This is a genomic window from Lapillicoccus sp. (assembly GCF_036559105.1).
Lineage (GTDB): Bacteria > Actinomycetota > Actinomycetes > Actinomycetales > Dermatophilaceae > Lapillicoccus.
In genome coordinates, this window is the sequence record NZ_DATBTV010000105.1 from 21,145 (window position 1) to 39,579 (window position 18,435).

The window sequence follows — 18,435 nt, forward strand, 5'->3', positions numbered from 1 at the left end:
CGTCAGACGTCGTCCTGGAAGGGACGGACCTCGACCTTGCCGCGGCAGGCGGCCGAGCCGCGCCGGGCCAGGTCGATGGCCGCGTCGAGGTCGGGCGCCTCGAGGACCCAGAACCCGCCCATCTGCTCCTTGGCCTCGGCGTAGGGCCCGTCGGTGGTCACGACGTCGCCGCCGCGGCCGTCCACGACGGTGGCAGTGCTGGCGGGGTGCAGGCCGCCGGCGAACACCCACGCCCCCTCGGCCTGGACCTCCTCGTTGAACCGGCCGACGGCGGCGAACATCTCCTGGACCTCGTCGTCCGGGGGCATCGGGTCGTCCTCGCGGCTCCACACGGACAGCAGGTACTTCGGCATCGTGGGTCTCCCTCGTGGTGCGTGGTGGTGAACTCTAGGTACAGCTGAACCACGAACGGCGACCGGCCCGCAGGACACTCCCGTGAGTCAGGATGAGGTCATGCGTCCCATGCTCGCGACGACGGCCGCGCGGGTGCCGGCCGGGGCCGACTGGGTGCACGAGGTCAAGTGGGACGGTATGCGGGTGCTCGCGGACGTCGCGGGCGGCCGCGTGACGCTGAGCAGCCGCACCGAACGGGACGTGACGGTGGCCTTCCCCGAGCTCGCGGGACTTGCGGAGCAGTTCGAGGACATGCTCCTCGACGGCGAGATCGTCGCGATGCGGGCGGGCGTCCCGTCGTTCGCCGCGCTCGCCGAACGGTTCCACGTCACGAGCCATCGGCGGGCGGTGACCCTCGCCGCGCAGAACCCCGCCACGCTGATGGCCTTCGACCTGCTGCGGCTCTACGGCGTGGACCTGACCCAGCGGTCCCTGGCCGACCGCCGGTCGACCCTCGAACGGCTCGAGCTCGCCGGTCCGCACTGGCAGGTGCCGCCGACGTTCGCCGACGGCGAGCTGCTGCGCGACGCGGCCCGCGCCCAGGGCCTCGAGGGGATCGTCAGCAAGCGGCTGTCGTCCCGGTACCACCCGGGGCTGCGCAGCGAGGAGTGGCTGAAGTTCCCCAACCGCCCCTCGATGTCGGTCCTCATCGGCGGCTGGCGGCCCGAGACCGACAGCGTCGATCGGCTCGGGGCGCTGCTCGTCGGCGCTCCGGGTCCGGAGGGTCTGCGCTACCTCGGCCGGGTCGGCAGCGGCATCGCCGGCAAGGCCGGGACAGCCCTGGCCAAGGAGCTGGCCGACCTCACGCTCCCCCACTCGCCGTTCGCCGGCGTCGTCCCGCGGGAGGACGCGCTCGGCGCCACGTTCGTCGACCCGGTCCTCGTCTGCGAGGTGCAGGCGCTGGGACTCACCCACCAGGGCCGGCTGCGGCAACCCGCATACCGTGGGCGTCGACCCGACCTGACCCCCGACGACGTCAGCCTGGAGGACGTGCCCGGTGCCTGAGAAGAAGCGGCAGGAGCGGGTCTCCGTCGAGGTGGCCGGCCGCCGGATGACCGTGGTCAACCTCGACAAGGTCATGTACCCCGCGACGGAGACCACCAAGGGCGAGGTGCTCAGCTACTACGCGCAGGTGGCGCCGGTCATGATCCCGCTGATCGGCCGACGTGCGGTCACCCGGATCCGCTGGCCGCACGGCGTGGAGGGCCCGATGTTCTTCGAGAAGAACCTGCCCTCGGGTGCGCCGTCCTGGCTGCCCCGGGTCACCGTCTCGTCGCACGGGCGGGACGCCGACGCGCACCCGGATCGGGACCGGCTCACCTACCCCTTGGTGCTCGACCTGGCGGACCTCACCTACCTGGTCAACCTCGCCTCGCTCGAGCTGCACGTGCACCAGTGGCAGGTGGACACCGACGACCACCCGTTGAACCCGGATCGGCTGGTCATCGACCTCGACCCCGGGTCGGGGGCCGGCCTCACCGAGTGCGCCCAGGTGGCCATGTGGGTCAAACCGCGGCTGGAGGAGATGGGCCTCGGGACGACCGTGCCGGTCACCAGCGGGAGCAAGGGCATGCAGCTGTATGCGGCACTCCCAGGAAAGCATTCGGCGGACGACATACGGGCCCTGGCCCAGGACCTGGCGCAGGAGATGACGAAGAAGCACCCGGACCTCGTCGTGTGGAAGATGACCAAGTCGCTGCGTCCGGGGAAGGTCTTTCTCGACTGGAGCCAGAACACCGCCGCCAAGACGACGATCTGCCCCTACTCGCTGAGGGGGAAGGCCGCGCCCTACGTGGCGGCGCCACGCACCTGGGGGGAGGTCGAGGAGGGCGCCGCGGGCGGCCCCCTTGCCCAGCTGCTGTTCACCGAGGTCCTCGAACGGCTCGACGATGTCGGTGATCTCGCCGCCGCCCTTGCCGGAAATCGCGGGACATAAACAACGAGGTCTTGCAGGGCGCGACACGAGAAGGACATCCCGGTTATCCGAGATGTCCTTTTCGTGCCGGATATCCGCCCGGGTGTCCCCCCAGATCCGGACGGACGGCGGTCAGTGTGCCTTGTCGTACGCCTCCTGGACGGCGGCGGAGACGCGTCCCCGGTCGCTGACCTGGTGGCCGTTGGCCCGCGCCCAGGCGCGGACGGCCGAGAGGTCACGCCGGCTCGAGGAGCTCGAGGAGGCGTTCGACACCCGACGTCCACTGGTGCGGCGGCCGCCGGACCGGCGCGCATGGCCGATCCAGGTGGCGAACTCGTCGCGGAGCTTTCCGGCGTTCTTGTCACTGAGGTCGATCTCGTAGCTCACGCCGTCGAGACCGAAGGTCACCGTCTCGGCGGCCACCCCTCCGTCGAGGTCGTCCTCGAGGACGATCTGGACACGTTGTGCCATGGGGTTAGTTTCCTTCCGGTTACATCAGCAGGGATTGATGTAGTTGAGCGCTCGTCGGCGAATTAGCCGGGAACTGGGCCATCGTAATTCATTCATAGCGAGTTTGTGAATTATGAGGAGTTTTCCGGGGTGTCCCGGCTCCGCTCCTTCTCGTGTTCCTTCTCCCATTTGGACTGGGCCAGCCGCTCGCGGCGGTCACCCTCGAGAATGGTCTTGATCAGGAAATAGAAGAGGACCGCGACCGCGACCGTCGGCAGCAGCGCCGCGACGTAGGGAAAGAGGGCGTCCCACATGGTCGCGGCCTCAGGCCTCAGGCTTGAGCAGCGGGAAGAGAATGGTCTCGCGGATGTTCGCGTCGGTGAAGAACATGACCATCCGGTCCACGCCGAGGCCGAGGCCGCCCATCGGCGGTGCGCCGTACTCGAGGGCCCGCAGGAAGTCCTCGTCCAGCTGCATGGCCTCCTCGTCGCCGCCGACCGCGAGCCGGGACTGGGCCGTGAGGACGTCGCGCTGGACCACCGGGTCGACCAGCTCCGAGAAGCCGGTGCCGCGCTCGACCCCGCCGATGATGAGGTCCCACGCCTCGATCAGCCCCGGGGCGCTGCGGTGCGGCCGCGCCAGCGGCTGCGCCGACGCCGGGTAGTCGCAGAGGAACGTCGGCTGGAGCAGGGTCGGCTCGACGAGCTCGCCCAGCAGCTCCGTAGCGACCTTCTCCGCGTGCCACGCCGGGTCGACCGCCACGTCATGCTTCGCCGCATACTCCTGCAGCGTGGCGAGCGGGGTGTCGATGGTGACCACCTCGCCGACCGCCTGGCTGATGGCGTCGTAGACGGGCAGCCAGCGCCACTCCCCGTCGAGGTCGACGACCCCCTTGGGCGTCTCCACCTGGCGCGAGCCGAGCGCGTCGGCCACGGCGAGGTACAGGTCGCGGATCAGACCGGCGATCGTGGTCTGGTCGCCGTAGGCCTGGTAGGCCTCCAGCATCGTGAACTCGGGGCTGTGCGTCGCGTCGACGCCCTCGTTGCGGAAGATCCGGCCCAGCTCGTAGACCCGGTCGACGCCGCCGACGACCGCCTTCTTGAGGTTCAGCTCGAGGGCGATCCGCAGAGTCATGTCCTGCTGAAAGGCGTTGAGGTGCGTACGGAAGGGGCGCGCAGCGGCACCGCCGTGGATGAGCTGGAGGACCGGCGTCTCGATCTCGACGTAGTCCTGGGCAGCGAGCTCGTCGCGGATCGCTCGGGTGATGGTCGCCCGGGTGCGCACCATGTCGCGGGCCTCCTGGCGCACGACGAGGTCGGCGTAGCGCTGCCGGACCCGGGTCTCCTCCGAGAGGTCCTTGTGCAGGGTGGGCAGGGGGCGGAGCGCCTTGCTGGCCATCAGCCAAGACGTCGCGAGAACCGACAGCTCCCCACGGCGGCTCGAGATGACGCGGCCCTCGACGACGACGTGGTCGCCGATGTCGACGAGCGCCTTCCAGTCGGCCAGCGACCCCTCGCCCACCTCGGCGAGGCTGACCATCACCTGCAACCGGGTGCCGATCCCCTCCTGGAGGGTCGCGAAGCAGAGCTTGCCGGTGTTACGGACGAAGACCACGCGGCCGGCGACCCGGACGACGTCGTCGGTCTCCTCGCCGGTCTCCAGGTGGCCCCACTGCTCACGGACCTGCTGGAGGGTATGCGTGCGGCCCACCTCGACGGGGTAGGCGTCGCGGCCGCTGTCGAGCAGCCGCTGCCGCTTGTCGCGACGGATCCGCATCTGCTCGGGTACGTCGTCGACCGTCGGTTCGAGGGGCTGGCCGGTCATCAGCCAAGTATGGCCGAGCGGGCTGGGTGTCCTCGCCGCCGGAGCCGCCGGAGCCGCCGGAGCCACCCATGCTCGGCGCTCGCGAGTAGCGTCCGGCGCCATGCCCGAGGATCTCGACTGGACCGCACCCCGTCCGGTGCGCCGGATCGAGCCGGTCCCGGACGCGCCGCTGGCGGTCGATGCCTGGCCGTTGACCGTCCCCGCCGTCGCTCAGCTGCTCCGGGACGGGCTGGACCTGGGTCGCGCGACGGTGCTCGTCGGGGAGAACGGCTCCGGTAAGTCGACGGTGGTCGAGGGTGTCGCGATGGCCTACGGGATGAACGGTGAAGGCGGGTCGACGGGGGCACAGAGCCAGACCTACGCGAGCGAGTCGCTGCTGCACCGGGCACTCCACATCCAGCGCGGGCCGGGCGCCAGTCGATGGGCTACTTCCTGCGGGCGGAGACGATGCACGGCCTGTTCTCCTACCTCGAGGCCACGCGAGAGGGCAGCCACACCCGCGACCCGGTGTCCCACCGGATGAGCTAGGGCAAGTCGCGGTCGTCGACCACTACCGCCGCTTCCTGGATGCGCCGATGCGCTACCTGCGCCACGTACTCCCGTGACGCGTCAGTCCGCGAGGTCCAGCGCGAGGTCGAGGATCGGCGAGGAGTGGGTCAGGCCCCCGACGCTGAGGTAGTCGACACCGGTCAGGCCGTAGTCGCGGGCGACGTCGAGGGTGAGCCCACCGGTCGCCTCGATCTCCACGTCCTCGGGCTGGTCGCGCAGCGCGCGGACCGTGTCGGTGAGCAGCGCGACCGACATGTTGTCGCACATGACGAACCGGGCGCCCGCCGCGTACGCCTCGAGCGCCTCGTCGACGGTCGTCACCTCGACCTGGACGTCGACGTCGGGGTAGGCGGCCCGCACCGCTGCGTACGCCGCCGCCACGGAGCCGGCCGCGAGCTTGTGGTTGTCCTTGATCATCGCGACGTCGTAGAGGCCCATCCGCTTGTTGGTCCCACCACCGGCGCGGACCGCGTACTTCTCCAGGAGGCGCATCCCGGGCGTCGTCTTGCGCGTGTCGAGGACCATCGCGCCAGTCCCCTCGAGCATGTGGGCCCACCGCCGGGTATGCGTCGCGATGCCGGACAGCCGGCAGACGACGTTGAGCAGGGTCCGCTCGGCGATGAGGACGGTCCGCAACGGGCCCTGGAGACGTGCGACCACGTCGCCGCGGTCGACCTCCGCGCCGTCGGCGACGAGCAGCTCGGTGTCGACCGCACCGGTGCCGACCAGGGTCGACACCTCGTCGAACACGAGCGGGACGGCTGGCAGGCCGGCGACGACACCGTGCGACCGCGCCACGATCTCGGCGCTGCGGACCTGCTCGCTGGGGATGGTCGCCAGCGTGGTGACGTCGAGGTGTCGCGGGCCGAGGTCCTCGTCCAGCGCCGTCCGGACCAGCCGGCGGGCCTCGTCGAAGGGGAAGTCGAGCTCGGCCCGGGTCACGCGGGCTCGATCTCGGCGGGAACGGTCAGCGGGTGGTACGCCGTCTCGACGGTGCCGTTCGGACGGCGGACGGCGTGGAGGTGGCCGAGCCAGTGCTCGTCGTCGCGCTCGGGGAAGTCCGACCTCAGGTGACCGCCGCGGGTCTCCTCGCGGAGCGCCGCCACGGCGGTGAGGACCTGTCCGAGGTGGAGCAGGTTGCTCGCCTCCCAGGCGGCCGGCTGCGGTTCGGCGTGGCCGGACTCCGTGCTCTTGGCGAGGGTGGCCAGCTCGTGCTCGGCACCGGCCAGCGACTCGGCCGACCGGACGACGCCGCTGCCGGCGGTCATCGCGCGCTGGACGTCGCGGCGCTGGTCGGCGGCCAGGAGCGCGGTCTCGCCGGTGGGGGCGGCTGGGGTGGCCGGAGCGAGCTCGCCCGCGGCGAACCGGGCGGTGATGTCGTCGGCGATCCGGTGGGCGAAGACCAGACCCTCCAGCAACGAGTTGCTGGCGAGTCGGTTGGCGCCGTGCACGCCGGTGCACGAGGCCTCACCACAGGCATACAGGCCGTCGAGGGAGGACCGGCCGTGGAGGTCGACCTTCACCCCGCCGCTCGCATAGTGCTGGGCAGGGGCGACCGGCACGAGGTCGGCAGCCAGGTCGAACCCGTGCTCGTGGAGGCTGGCGACGATCGACGGGAAGCGGCGCTCGACGAACTCGCGTCCGAGGTGACGGGCGTCGAGGTAGACGTGGTCGGTGCCGGTCTCGCGCATCCGGGCGACGATGGCGCGCGCCACCACGTCGCGCGGCGCGAGGTCGGCCATCTCGTGGACGCCCTGCATGAAGCGCACGCCGTCCCCGTCGACCAGGAACGCGCCCTCCCCGCGGACCGCCTCGCTGATGAGCGGCTGCTGCCCGTTCGCGGCCTCGCCGAGCCAGAGCACGGTCGGGTGGAACTGGACGAACTCGACGTCGGCCATGACGGCACCCGCGCGCAGGGCGATGGCCATCCCGTCGCCGGTGGAGACGGCCGGGTTGGTCGTGGCGGAGTAGAGCTGGCCGAGGCCGCCGGTCGCGAGGATCACCGCCCGCGCGTGCGCGGCGCCGACCCCGTCGACCTGGCCCTCGCCGATGACGTGGACCGTCACCCCGCATACCCGGCCGTCGTCGGCCTGGAGGAGGTCGACGACGAGGGCGTGCTCGACCACCTGGATGCCCGGGTCGGACTGGACGCGGTGCAGGGCCTCGATCAGGGCCCGGCTGATCTCGCGGCCCGTGGCGTCGCCGCCGGCGTGGGCGATCCGGTCACGGTGGTGTCCGCCCTCGCGGGTCAGCAGGATCTGGCCGGCCGCGTCGCGGTCGAACTCCGCACCCAGGGCGACGAGCTCCCGGACCCGCTGCGGTCCTTCGGTAACGAGGGCGGTGACCGCCTCGACGTCGCAGAGGCCGACACCCGCGACAAGGGTGTCGCGCAGGTGCTCCGCGGGCGAGTCGGCCGGGTCCATCGCCGCGGCGATGCCGCCTTGCGCCCACGCCGTCGAACCCTCGTTGAGGACCGTCTTGGTGACGAGCAGGACTGTGTCGACCTGCTCCCGGAGCCGCAGGGCGGCGGTCAGCCCGGCGATGCCCGACCCGACGACGATGACATCGACGTCGGTCGACCAGCCCGGCGGTGGGGCGTCGAGCCGACGCGGGAGGCGCACGGTGTCGGTCACGCGGTGTCCTCCCCCGGGTCCCTCGGCGGCTCCGGGCGGTCGGCGTCGTCGGTCTCCTGCAGGACCGCGAGGACGGACTCCGCGTCGGCCGCACGCAGGCGTCCTCGCTGCCGCGCCAGGTCGACGGTGGCGCGGGCCAGAGCCCGGTACGTCGACCTGATCTGGGGCTCGGTCGCGAGCTCCGCCAGGTGCTCGGCCACCGTACCGGCATCGCCGTCGGCCTCGGGGCCGCTGAGGACGCCGCCGCGCAGGGCGTTGTCCAAGGAGGCACCGAGCAGCGGCCCGAGCATGCGACCCGGGTCCTCGACGCCGGCGTCCTCGAGCAGCCGGGTGGCCTGGGCGACGAGGGTGCTCAGGTGGTTCGCGCCGAGGGCGAGGGCCGCGTGGTAGAGCGGCCGGTCCTCCTCCTCGACGAGGATCGGTTCGCCGCCCATCTCGAGCACGAGCGCCTCGCCGAGGGGTTCGAGCTCCTTGAGCGTCGTGACGGCGAAGCAGGCGTCGCTGAGCCGGTCGAGGTCGATCGCGGTTCCGGTGAACGCCATGGCCGGGTGGAGGGCCAGCGGGAGGACCCCGACGAACTGGGCGGGTTCGAGGACGCCGACGCCGTAACGGCCGCAGGTGTGGACGACGACCTGACCCGGCCGGAAGGCCCCGACCTTGGCCAGTCCGCTCACCAGGCTGGGCAGCGTCTCCTCGGGCACGGCGAGCAGGACGAGGCCGACGTCCTTGACGACCTCCTGGGCGTCGAGGATCGGGACGCCCGGGAGCAGCTCGGTGGCGCGCGCCAGCGACTCCTCGCTGACCGCCGCCACCGCGGTCACCTCGTGGCCCGCACGATGGAGCGCGGCACCGAGGACGGAGCCGACCCGGCCCGCGCCCACGACCCCCACAGAGAACCGCGGCGGGCGGTCCTCGTACCTCGAGCCGTCGTGTGCGCTCACGACGCACGAACCTACCCCGGCAGGATGGGCGGGTGAGCGAGCCGGTGCCGTGGCGGATGGCCTGGCAGAGCGCGCTCTACGGGCCGGACGGGTTCTATCGGCGGGCCGAGGGACCGGCCGGGCACTTCACGACCGCGACGCACGGCGGTACCGGCCGGGCACTCGCCCGCAGCCTGTGGGCGTGGGCGGACCGGTTCGGCCTGGACGGGATCATCGATGTCGGCGCCGGCCGGGGTGAACTCCTCCAGCACCTGTATGCGTGGGAGCCAGGACGTCCGCTCAGTGGGCTGGACGTCGTGCCGCGACCGCGGGAGCTAACGGACGCAGTCGGGTGGGTGGAGTCACCGGGTGGGGCTGGGTTGCCGGCGGGGTGGCGCCCGGACCGCGCGCTCGTCGTGGCCCACGAATGGCTGGACGTGGTCCCGTGCACCATCGCGGAGGTCGCCCCCGACGGCACGTTGCGCGAGCTCCTCGCCGACTCCTCCCCCGGTTCGTGCTCTGAACCGCACTCAATTCCGTACTCATACCGCACGAACCAATCTCTGGGACCACCGTTGTCCGGGGCGGATCTCGACTGGTGCCAGCGGTTCTGGCCGTCGGGGTTCACGTCCGAGGCTCGTCCCGGCGACCGCGTCGAGGTGGGCCGGCAGCGCGACGAGGCGTGGTCGGCGCTCCTGGAACGGCTGCCGGCCGGCTCGGTCGCCGTGGCCGTGGACTACGGGCACACCGTCGCGGACCGGCCCCGGGAGGGGACGCTGGTCGCATACCGGGAGGGTCACGTCGTCGACCCGGTTCCGGACGGCAGCTGCGACCTGACCGCCCACGTCGCCGTCGACTCCTTGCGCCAGACGCAGCGGCTACGGCAGCGCGAGGCGGTCGCGGCGGTCGGGGTCCCCGACCACGCGTGGGCCACCGTCGACCCTGCGGCCTACCTCCGGGCGCTGGCCGACCAGAGTGCAGTGGCCGAGCTGCGGCGGCCCGGCGGGTTCGGCGACTTCTGGTGGGTCATCGCGCAGGTCTGAGGGCCAGGCGTTCGTACCCGCGGAGTACGAAGGTCGGTCGGCGGACGGCGTCCACGACCTCCAACCGGCCGTACCGGGCGAGCAGCGCGGCGACGCTGGTCTGCATCTCCAGCCGGGCGAGCGGCGCGCCGATGCAGAAGTGGATGCCAGCTCCGAACGCGAGGTGCGGGTTCGGGTCGCGGTCGGGCCGGAACTCGTCGGGCGCGTCGAACACCGCGGGGTCGCGGTTGGCGGCGCCGAGGAGGGCGGCGATCTTCTGTCCTTCGGCCACGGTGACGTCGCCGATCGTGACGTCGCGGGTGGCGGTCCGTTCGAACAGCTGCAGCGGGGAGTCGTGGCGGAGCATCTCCTCGACGAGAGGTTCCGGGGCGCCGGGTTCGGCTCCCGACGCGAGGAGCGAGGCGAGCCCGTTGCCGAACCCGTTGACGCTCGCCTCGTGGCCGGCGTTGAGCAGCAGCACCGCGGTCGCCACCAGCTCATGGGTCGACAGCCGGTCGCTGCCGTCACGAACCGCAACCAGGTCGGAGAGCAGGTCGTCGCCGGTGCCGGAAACCCGTTCTGCAGCAAGATTTTCCACGTATGCGGCGAACTCGGCGCTCGCGGCGACGGCCTCCGCCTCCTGCTCGGGAGTCCGGTTGAGCTCGTACATCTTGACGATCGCCTGCGACCACGGGCGGAGCAGGTGGCGGTCCGCCTCGGGCCAGCCGAGCAGCTCGGCGATGACGAGCACCGGCAGCGGTTCGGCGAGGTTCGCGATGACGTCGAAGGACCCGTCGGCCGCGAGGTGGGCGGCGCAGTCGTCGAGCAGCCCGGCGGTCAGCTGCTCGATCCGGGGTCCGAGGCGGGACACGTGGCCGCGGCTGAAGGCGCTCTGCACGAGCCGGCGCAACCTGGTGTGCTTCGGCGGCTCGCTGTCGAGGATCGAGTCGGCGTGCAGCCAGTTGAACGTCTCCCACTCGCGCTCGGGCTCGCGCGGCCGGAAGATCCGCCCGAGCGCTCGCTCCCGCAGGACCTGGCTGCAGGCGGCGTGGCTGGTCGCGACCCAGATCCCGAGGCCGCTGTACCAGGCGACCGGCGCCTCGGCGCGGAGGGCTTCGAAGGCGGGGTACGGGTCGGCGACGACGTCCGGGTCCGACAGGTCCAGCAGCTCGGCGGCGTCCGTGGCGATCACCACGCCAGCGTAGGCACGGTCCGGTCACCGCTCGACTGCCAGTCGACCCTCTCGACTGGCGTTCCACCAGCCAAGGCGCTCGACTGCCAGTCGAGCGGCGGGCAAGGGGCGGACCCGTTCCCGAACCGGGAGACCCGCATACGGCAGACTGGCCGGTATGACCTCGACGACCGACCGGACCGCCGTTCCGGGCGGGCGCGAGGTCACCATGGGCATCGGGGCGGCCGGCCTGGCCACCGCCGACATGACCCTCAACATCGGCCCCCAGCACCCGGCCACCCACGGCGTGCTGCGGCTCCGGGTGGTCCTCGACGGCGAACGCATCCTGCGGGCCGAGCCGATCATCGGCTACATGCACCGCGGCGCCGAGAAGTTGTTCGAGGTCCGCGACTACCGGCAGATCCTCGTCCTGGCCAACCGGCACGACTGGCTGTCCGCGTTCTCCAACGAGCTCGGCGTGGTCCTCGGCGTCGAGCAGATGCTCGGCATGGAGGTCCCCGAGCGGGCGGTCTGGGCGCGCACCCTGCTGGCCGAGCTGAACCGGGTCCTCAACCACCTGATGTTCCTCGGCTCCTACCCGCTCGAGCTCGGTGCCATCACGCCGATCTTCTACTCGTTCCGCGAGCGGGAGGAGCTCCAGGCGGTGATGGAGGAGGCCTCCGGCGGCCGCATGCACTACATGTTCAACCGGGTCGGCGGCCTCAAGGCGGACCTGCCCGCCGGTTGGCTCGGCCGAGTCGAGCACGCCGTCGCCGAGGTTCGCCGCCGAATGAGCGATCTTCGGAACATGTTGGTGGGCAACGAGATCCTCCTCGCTCGGACCCGTGGCGTGGGCATCCTCAGCAGGGAGACGGTGTACGCCTACGGCGTCTCCGGTCCCATCGCGCGGGCCAGCGGTGTCGACGTCGACCTGCGCCGGGACCAGCCCTACCTCGCGTACGCGGAGCTGTTCGCCGAGGGCGGCCCCGGCCGGGTCGTCACCCGCACCGAGGGTGACTGCCAGGCCCGGTTGCAGGTGCTCCTCGAGCAGACCGAGGTGAGCCTCGACCTCGCCGACGCCTGCCTCGAGCGGCTGCGGACCCTTCCTCCGGGACCGATCAACGTCCGGCTGCCCAAGGTGCTCCGCGTGCCCGAGGGTCACCTCTACACGGCCACCGAGAACCCGCTGGGCTTCAACGGCTACTACTTGGTGTCGCGCGGCGACAAGACGCCGTGGCGGCTCAAGTTGCGGTCGGCGTCCTTCAACAACGTCGCCGTCCTCTCCGAGATGCTTCCGGGGCAGGTGGTCGGCGACATGGTGGCGATCCTCGGCTCCATGTTCTTCGTCGTGGGAGACATCGACAAGTGAGGTTCGCGGGTTTGCGTGCGGTGGGGGTCGCCGCGACGAGTCTCCTTTGCGCCGCAGGCCTCTCCGCGTGTGCGGACCGAGACCCGCAGCCCGCCTCGACCACCCCGCCCGCCTCGACGGCGGCCACGGTCGTCCCCAGCCCGTCGACCACGAAGGGCAAACCGGCGACGTCCACGACCACCGCGCTCCCCGGCATGCCGGTACCGCTGTCGGTCGGGCCGTCGCCCGTGGACCCGGCCGCGCTGCGGTCGTCGAACGACCTGCCCTCGGTGTTCCAGTGCCCGACGGCGGTCACTCCGATCCGGATCCCCGCCGCAACGCCAGCGACCGGCGCGACGGCCCCGCCGGCGCCGGAGGCGGTCGTCTGCGCCAGCGCGCTCGCCGACAAGGAGGCGGTCTACCTCTGGTACACGCCGACGCCCGAGGCCAAGCTCGGCGCGCTGACCATGGCGCTCGCCACAACGAAGTACGTCCATGGCGGCCCGAACTGGGTCGCCGCCGGGATGCTCAACCCGACGATGGGCACGATCGGCGGCGAGGTCTACCGCTGAGGCGTCCACGTCCTCGCGGCGGCGTGCAGCGCAACGATCCGGTCGGCAGCCGCCCGGGGCCCGTCGACCTCGGCGAACCGACCGGCCCAACGGGTGGCGGCCGCAGCGAACGACGGCTCTGCGAGGAGTCGAGCCACGTCCACACCGACCCCGCCGACGACCGACTGGACCGGCCGGATGAGCGCCGCCCCGAGCCGCGCCGCGCGGACGTCGCCGCGGCCATCGGCAGCACCCGGCAGAACGTCATCAAGCTGGTCACCGTCCTGGAACGCAAGGGCATGCTCCGCGTCGACGACCACCCGACGGACAACCGTCGCCGGGTGCTCACCACGACGCGGCTCAGTGACGACTACTGGGAACGGCGCAACGCCGGCGACTACGACGCCCTGGCGGAGTGGTTCGGGATGCTGGACGGGACCGAGCTGCACGGGCTGCGCGACGCCCTCGGGCGGGTCGTGGCCGGCCGTCAGTCCGCGTCGCGCTGATCCCGCCGGTCGTCCTGGAAGGGGTCCGTCGGCGGCTCGTCCAGACGACACCACCTCTGGACCAGCAGCCCGGTGGCCGCCAGACCCGCCGCCGCCACGGCAAGGATGCCGAGGACGACCATCTGCACCTGCTGCGACGGGATGTCCGCGTCCGGCAGCAGCAGGACGATCTGCGCGACGTACCACCCGACGATCGCCGCGCCCGCCAGCGCCGCCGCCTGGGCCATGGCCAGGACCCGCGCCGCATACAACGGGTTCAGCGGACGCGGCGCCCGACCGGCGACCAGCCGCTTGACCGGGCGTCCGGCGACGTACAGCCCGAGGGCCAACGCGATGAAGATGAACACCGCCAGCCAGCTCGTCGACGGCAGGTCACGACCGCCACCCGCGACCAGCTTGAGGATGACCCATGACGCTCCCCCGACGACGACCGCGACGGCCACGAGTACCCGCGCACGAATGCCCTCGGCCCCGTTCACCACGTCGGGCTCCACTCGGGACCGGTCCGCACACCACTGGTGTCGACCTCTGCGAGGAGGTCCGCGACCGGCCGGACTCCCGCGTCGGTGCGGATCGTGGCGGCCGGGTCGGCCTGAGACCACGGGACGAGGACGAACCCGCGCTCGTGCGCGCGCGGGTGCGGAAGGGTGAGCGCGTCGTCCGCCTGCCGGACCTCCGACGCCGTTCCGGCCCGACCGACCTGGACGAGGTCGAGGTCGAGCGTCCTAGCGCCCCAACGGATGTCGCGGGTACGCCCGTGGTCAGCCTCGATGGCGTGCAGCCGCCCCAACAGGTCAGCGGGAGTCAGGGTCGTGTCGCCGACAAGAACGGCGTTGAGGTATCCGGGTTGTTCAGGGCCGCCGACCGGGTCGGTCTCGACGAGGGGTGAGACCGCGCGAACCCGCATACCGGGAAGGGCCGCGACGGAGTCGACTGCGCTCTCGAGGGTGGCGCGGGCGTCACCGAGGTTGGCGCCCAGGGCGACGACGACCGGGACCCCACGGCCGCGGTGGACCTCGACCGCCACGTCCCTGAAGGGATGTCCGACCGGAGCCTGTGGCTTGTGGACCGCGACCGTCACCGCGTCGACGAGCCGGTGGCGCAGGACGTCGTCCGCGACCACCTCGGCGAGCCGCTCGATGAGGTCGAACGACGGACCGGTGATCCGAGCGACGACCTCGCCCGCGATCTCGGCGTAGGACACGGTGTCGTCGAGCGCGTCGCTGCCCCCGGCCGTAGCGAGGTCGAGCTCCATGACGACGTCGACGACGAACGGCTGGCCGTCGCGCTTCTCGTCGGGCAGTACGCCGTGGTAGCCGAAAGCCTCGACACCGCGCAGGTGGATGCGGTCGGTCATCGGTGCGCCGCCACCTCCTGGAGGACGGCAAACGCGTCCCGTGTCCCGGTGACGTCGTGGACCCGGACACCCCAGACACCGGCGCCCGCGCAGACCACGCTGGTCACGGCGGTGGCCGCGTCCCGGTCGGCGGGCGGGCGCGGGTCTGCGCCCTCGGGGACCCCGATCCGGCCGAGGAAGGTCTTGCGCGAGGCGCCGACGAGCACCGGCTGGCCGAGGGCGAGGAGGGCGTCGAGGTGGGCCAGCAGCGCCCAGTTGTGCGGTGCGTGCTTGGCGAACCCGAGCCCGGGATCGAGGACCAGGTGCTCTGGCGCGACGCCGCCGGCGAGGATGCCGTCGCGGCGGTCGGCGAGCTCGGCGCATACCTCGCGTACGACGTCGTCGTAGACCGCGCGACTCTGCATCTGGGTGCTGTGGCCCCGCCAGTGCATGGCGACGTAGGGACAGGCGCGCTCGGCGACCAGGGGAACCATGTCGGGATCGGCGAGGCCGCCGCTCACGTCGTTGACGAGCGTCGCACCGGCGTCGAGGGCCTGGGCAGCGACCTCCGCGCGCATGGTGTCGACGGACACCATGACGTCCTCGTCGCTGAGGGCCTCGACGACCGGCAGGACGCGACGCAGCTCCTCCTGGACGCTGGGCCGGTCGGCTCCGGGGCGGGTCGACTCGCCGCCGACGTCGACGAGGTCGGCTCCCTCGGCGGCCAGCGCTCGTCCGTGGGCGATGGCGGCGGCCGGCTCGAACCAGTACCCACCGTCGCTGAACGAGTCCGGCGTCACGTTGACGACGCCCATGAGCACCGGTCGGCCGACGGCCGTGGGAAGACCGCTGTGGTGGCCGACCGCCTGGCCGGTCATCGACCGCCACCGAGCAGCAGCGACATCGCCTCGGCTCGGGTGGCGGGGTTGCGCAGCTGGCCGCGGACGGCCGAGGTGATGGTCCGGGAGCCGGGCTTGCGGACGCCGCGCATCGACATGCACAGGTGCTCGCACTCGACGACGACGATGGCGCCCTGGACGTGCAGCTGCTGCACGAGCGCGTCCGCGATCTGGGTCGTGAGGCGTTCCTGGACCTGCGGGCGGCGGGCGAACAGGTCGACGAGGCGGGCGACCTTGGACAGCCCGGTGACGCGGCCGTCCCTGGCGGGGATGTACCCGACGTGGGCGACCCCGTGGAACGGGACGAGGTGGTGCTCGCAGGTGCTGTAGACCTCGATGTCGCGCACGATGATCATCTCGTCGTGGTCGATCGCGAACGTGGTCCGCAGCACGTCGTCGGGCGTCTGGTCCAGGCCCGCGAACGTCTCCGCGTAGGCCCGGGCCACCCGGTCGGGGGTGTCGCGCAGACCCTCCCGGTCGGGGTCCTCACCGACAGCGATGAGCAGCTCTCGTACCGCGGCCGCGGCACGGTCGTGGTCGACCGCCATCGGGGTCAGTAGTCCTCGGAGGGGTCGACCCGGCCGCCGTCCGGAACCTCGATCACCTGCGTGCGCGGCTCGTCGTCGGCGAGCGGGTGGGCGCCCGCCTCCGCCGCCTGGTCGATCTTGTGCTCCATCTCCTCGTCACCGCTGGCGTCCTGCGGCGTGTGCCCGTTCGACCCGTTGGACCCGTTGGACCCGTTCGACCCGTTCCGACCGTGGGAGCCGTTCTGCCCGTAGCCGTTGCGGTTGTAGGTGCCGTTGTTCCCGTTGGTCCCGTTGGTCATCGCGTCGCGCTCGGCCGGTGTCAGCACCGGCGGAAGGTCGCTGAGCAGCCGGGACTCGCTGGAGAGCCAGAGCGGGCGGATCGGCCGCTTGCGGACGTCGCCGAACAGCGTGGCGAGCTCGGCGGTGCCGAGGGTCTCCTTCTCCAGGAGCTCGAGGACCAGTCGGTCGAGGACGTCGCGGTTGTCGTTGATGACGTGCCACGCCTCGTCGTGCGCGTTCTCGATGAGCTTGCGGACCTCCTCGTCGACGACGCCGGCGATCTCCTCGCTGTAGTCGCGCTGGTGGCCCATCTCGCGGCCGAGGAACACCTCCCCGGAGCTCGCGCCGAGCTTGATCGCGCCGACCCGCTCGGACATGCCGTACTCGGTGACCATCTTGCGGGCCATCGCGGTGGCCTTCTCGATGTCGTTCGCGGCACCGGTCGTCGGGTCGTGGAAGACCATCTCCTCCGCGACCCGGCCGCCCAACGCATACGCGAGCTGGTCGAGGATCTCGTTGCGGGTGGTGGAGTACTTGTCGTCCTGCGGCATGACCATCGTGTAGCCGAGGGCCCGGCCGCGCGGCAGGATCGTCACCTTGGTGACCGGGTCGGTGTGGTTCAGCGACGCCGCGACCAGGGCGTGGCCACCCTCGTGGTAGGCGGTCATCTTCCGCTCCTGGGCGGACATGATGCGGGTCCGCTTTTGGGGGCCGGCGATGACGCGGTCGATGGCCTCGTCGAGGGTGTGGTCGTCGATGAACTTGCCGTTGGTGCGCGCGGTGAGCAGCGCGGCCTCGTTGAGGACGTTGGCCAGGTCGGCGCCGGTGAACCCAGGGGTACGCCGCGCGACGGCCAGCAGGTCGACGTCGGGCGCCATCGGCTTGCCCTGCGAGTGGACCTGGAGGATCCGGTTGCGGCCGAGCATGTCCGGGGTGTCGACGGCGATCTGGCGGTCGAAGCGGCCAGGGCGAAGCAGGGCCGGGTCGAGGATGTCGGGGCGGTTGGTGGCGGCGATGAGGATGACGTTGGTCTTGACGTCGAACCCGTCCATCTCGACGAGGAGCTGGTTCAGCGTCTGCTCACGCTCGTCGTGACCACCACCGAGGCCGGCGCCACGGTGCCGGCCGACGGCGTCGATCTCGTCGACGAACACGATGGCCGGCGCGTTGGCCTTGGCCTGCTCGAAGAGGTCCCGGACACGGGACGCACCGACACCGACGAACATCTCGACGAAGTCCGAACCCGAGATCGAGTAGAACGGCACGCCCGCCTCACCGGCGACGGCGCGCGCGAGCAGGGTCTTACCGGTACCGGGCTGGCCGTAGAGCAGGACGCCCTTGGGGATCTTGGCGCCCACCGCGAGGAACTTGGCCGGCTCCTGGAGGAACTCCTTGATCTCGTAGAGCTCCTCGACCGCCTCGTCGCACCCGGCGACGTCGGCGAAGGTGACCTTCGGCGTGTCCTTGGACGCGAGCTTGGCGCGCGACTTGCCGAACTGCATGACCCGCGAGCCGCCGCCCTGCATCTGGCCCATGAGGAACCAGAACAGACCGAGCACGATGACGATCGGGATGAGGCTGACCAGCATCGAGCCGAACCAGTTGGTCTCGTCGATCTGGTCGGTGTAGCCGTTCGGCGGCACGTGGGCGTCGAGCGCCGCGACGACGTTCGTGCCACGGGCGGTGACGTAGTAGGCGTAGACCTTGGTGGCGTTCTTGACCTTGTCGCCGTCCGAGAAGGACTCGCCCTGCTTGAGGGTGAGCTCCATCCGCTCGTTGTTGATGAGCTTGGCGGAGTCGACCTTGCCGGTGTTGACGAGGTCGAGGGCCTTGGACGTGTCGATGCGGGTGAAGCCGCCGTTGTCGGACAGTGACAACACGAGGATCGCCGCGCCGATGAGCACGACGATCCACAGCATCGGCGTCCGAAGGATGCGCTTGAAGTCCATGTACGTGCGGGGCAGGCCCCGACCCTCCTGCTGGGAGTGCTGACGCGACGGGTCGGTTCCGGGACCCGTCTCCCGTTCATTCTCGCAGGTGAACGTGCAACCGGAGACTCCTGTTCCAGAGACCTCTCATGAGGTCCGGTATGCGTGACCCAGGTCACCCCCA

General features: G+C 71.5%; 19 protein-coding genes. 6 read left to right on the plus strand and 13 right to left on the minus strand.

The window, feature by feature from the left end:
* Positions 1 to 2 precede the first annotated feature (2 nt).
* Positions 3 to 353 carry a YciI family protein gene (locus tag VIG79_RS13645; RefSeq protein ID WP_331886506.1) on the minus strand — a complete coding sequence of 117 codons (351 nt, stop codon included), beginning with the start codon at positions 351 to 353 and terminating at the stop codon, positions 3 to 5.
* A gap of 100 nt (positions 354 to 453) precedes the next feature.
* On the opposite strand from VIG79_RS13645, the gene ligD (VIG79_RS13650) reads away from it, so the two are divergent.
* Positions 454 to 1,398: a non-homologous end-joining DNA ligase gene (gene ligD, locus VIG79_RS13650; protein WP_331886508.1), complete on the plus strand. Its 945-nt coding sequence runs from the start codon at positions 454 to 456 to the stop codon at positions 1,396 to 1,398.
* The gene (ligD, locus tag VIG79_RS13655) at positions 1,391 to 2,329 is read left to right on the plus strand and encodes a non-homologous end-joining DNA ligase (protein ID WP_331886510.1); all 939 of its coding nucleotides are present in this window, start codon (positions 1,391 to 1,393) and stop codon (positions 2,327 to 2,329) included. Before ligD (VIG79_RS13650) ends, ligD (VIG79_RS13655) begins: the two co-directional genes overlap by 8 nt.
* A gap of 111 nt (positions 2,330 to 2,440) precedes the next feature.
* Here the strand turns inward: ligD (VIG79_RS13655) and VIG79_RS13660 are convergent, their stop codons facing one another.
* From VIG79_RS13660 to VIG79_RS13685, 6 genes are all read right to left on the minus strand, one after another.
* The gene (locus VIG79_RS13660) at positions 2,441 to 2,779 is read right to left on the minus strand and encodes an Lsr2 family protein (protein WP_331886512.1); all 339 of its coding nucleotides are present in this window, start codon (positions 2,777 to 2,779) and stop codon (positions 2,441 to 2,443) included.
* A 110-nt stretch (positions 2,780 to 2,889) separates the two neighbouring features.
* A complete protein-coding gene (locus tag VIG79_RS13665; RefSeq protein WP_331886514.1) occupies positions 2,890 to 3,072 on the minus strand; it encodes a lysyl-tRNA synthetase in 183 nt (60 codons plus the stop codon).
* Between the two features lie 10 nt (positions 3,073 to 3,082).
* Positions 3,083 to 4,582: a lysine--tRNA ligase gene (gene lysS, locus VIG79_RS13670; RefSeq protein WP_331886516.1), complete on the minus strand. Its 1,500-nt coding sequence runs from the start codon at positions 4,580 to 4,582 to the stop codon at positions 3,083 to 3,085.
* A gap of 609 nt (positions 4,583 to 5,191) precedes the next feature.
* Positions 5,192 to 6,073 carry a carboxylating nicotinate-nucleotide diphosphorylase gene (gene nadC, locus VIG79_RS13675; protein WP_331886518.1) on the minus strand — a complete coding sequence of 294 codons (882 nt, stop codon included), beginning with the start codon at positions 6,071 to 6,073 and terminating at the stop codon, positions 5,192 to 5,194.
* Positions 6,070 to 7,764, minus strand: a complete 1,695-nt coding sequence (locus VIG79_RS13680; RefSeq protein WP_331886520.1) for an L-aspartate oxidase — start codon at positions 7,762 to 7,764, stop codon at positions 6,070 to 6,072. Before VIG79_RS13680 ends, nadC begins: the two co-directional genes overlap by 4 nt.
* The gene (locus tag VIG79_RS13685; RefSeq protein WP_331886522.1) at positions 7,761 to 8,705 is read right to left on the minus strand and encodes a Rossmann-like and DUF2520 domain-containing protein; all 945 of its coding nucleotides are present in this window, start codon (positions 8,703 to 8,705) and stop codon (positions 7,761 to 7,763) included. The genes VIG79_RS13680 and VIG79_RS13685 overlap by 4 nt, the downstream gene beginning before the upstream one ends.
* A 32-nt stretch (positions 8,706 to 8,737) precedes the next feature.
* Here VIG79_RS13685 and VIG79_RS13690 point away from each other — a divergent pair, with 32 nt between their 5' ends.
* Positions 8,738 to 9,727: an SAM-dependent methyltransferase gene (locus VIG79_RS13690; protein ID WP_331886524.1), complete on the plus strand. Its 990-nt coding sequence runs from the start codon at positions 8,738 to 8,740 to the stop codon at positions 9,725 to 9,727.
* Here VIG79_RS13690 and VIG79_RS13695 read toward each other — a convergent pair.
* Positions 9,711 to 10,898: a cytochrome P450 gene (locus VIG79_RS13695; protein WP_331886526.1), complete on the minus strand. Its 1,188-nt coding sequence runs from the start codon at positions 10,896 to 10,898 to the stop codon at positions 9,711 to 9,713. The genes VIG79_RS13690 and VIG79_RS13695 overlap by 17 nt on opposite strands.
* 157 nt (positions 10,899 to 11,055) lie before the next feature.
* On the opposite strand from VIG79_RS13695, the gene VIG79_RS13700 reads away from it, so the two are divergent.
* From VIG79_RS13700 to VIG79_RS13710, 3 genes are all read left to right on the plus strand, one after another.
* The gene (locus VIG79_RS13700; RefSeq protein WP_331886528.1) at positions 11,056 to 12,246 is read left to right on the plus strand and encodes an NADH-quinone oxidoreductase subunit D; all 1,191 of its coding nucleotides are present in this window, start codon (positions 11,056 to 11,058) and stop codon (positions 12,244 to 12,246) included.
* Between the two features lie 194 nt (positions 12,247 to 12,440).
* Positions 12,441 to 12,797, plus strand: coding sequence for a hypothetical protein (locus tag VIG79_RS13705; protein WP_331886530.1), 357 nt, complete (start codon positions 12,441 to 12,443; stop codon positions 12,795 to 12,797).
* Between the two features lie 23 nt (positions 12,798 to 12,820).
* A complete protein-coding gene (locus VIG79_RS13710) occupies positions 12,821 to 13,282 on the plus strand; it encodes a hypothetical protein (protein ID WP_331886531.1) in 462 nt (153 codons plus the stop codon).
* On the opposite strand, the gene VIG79_RS13715 is transcribed toward VIG79_RS13710, so the two are convergent.
* From VIG79_RS13715 to ftsH, 5 genes are read right to left on the minus strand one after another with little or no spacing between them, the layout of a single operon-like run.
* On the minus strand, positions 13,264 to 13,764 hold the full coding sequence (locus VIG79_RS13715) for a DUF3180 family protein (protein WP_331886532.1): 501 nt from the start codon (positions 13,762 to 13,764) through the stop codon (positions 13,264 to 13,266). The two genes, VIG79_RS13710 and VIG79_RS13715, sit on opposite strands and share 19 nt — an antisense overlap.
* Positions 13,758 to 14,639, minus strand: coding sequence for a 2-amino-4-hydroxy-6-hydroxymethyldihydropteridine diphosphokinase (folK, locus tag VIG79_RS13720; RefSeq protein ID WP_331886533.1), 882 nt, complete (start codon positions 14,637 to 14,639; stop codon positions 13,758 to 13,760). The genes VIG79_RS13715 and folK overlap by 7 nt, the downstream gene beginning before the upstream one ends.
* Positions 14,636 to 15,496 (minus strand): dihydropteroate synthase, encoded by an 861-nt coding sequence (folP, locus tag VIG79_RS13725; protein ID WP_331886535.1) that lies wholly within the window; start codon positions 15,494 to 15,496, stop codon positions 14,636 to 14,638. The genes folK and folP overlap by 4 nt, the downstream gene beginning before the upstream one ends.
* Positions 15,493 to 16,065 (minus strand): GTP cyclohydrolase I FolE, encoded by a 573-nt coding sequence (gene folE / locus VIG79_RS13730; protein WP_331886537.1) that lies wholly within the window; start codon positions 16,063 to 16,065, stop codon positions 15,493 to 15,495. The genes folP and folE overlap by 4 nt, the downstream gene beginning before the upstream one ends.
* 5 nt (positions 16,066 to 16,070) lie before the next feature.
* A complete protein-coding gene (gene ftsH / locus VIG79_RS13735; protein WP_331886539.1) occupies positions 16,071 to 18,272 on the minus strand; it encodes an ATP-dependent zinc metalloprotease FtsH in 2,202 nt (733 codons plus the stop codon).
* Positions 18,273 to 18,435: the final 163 nt, after the last annotated feature.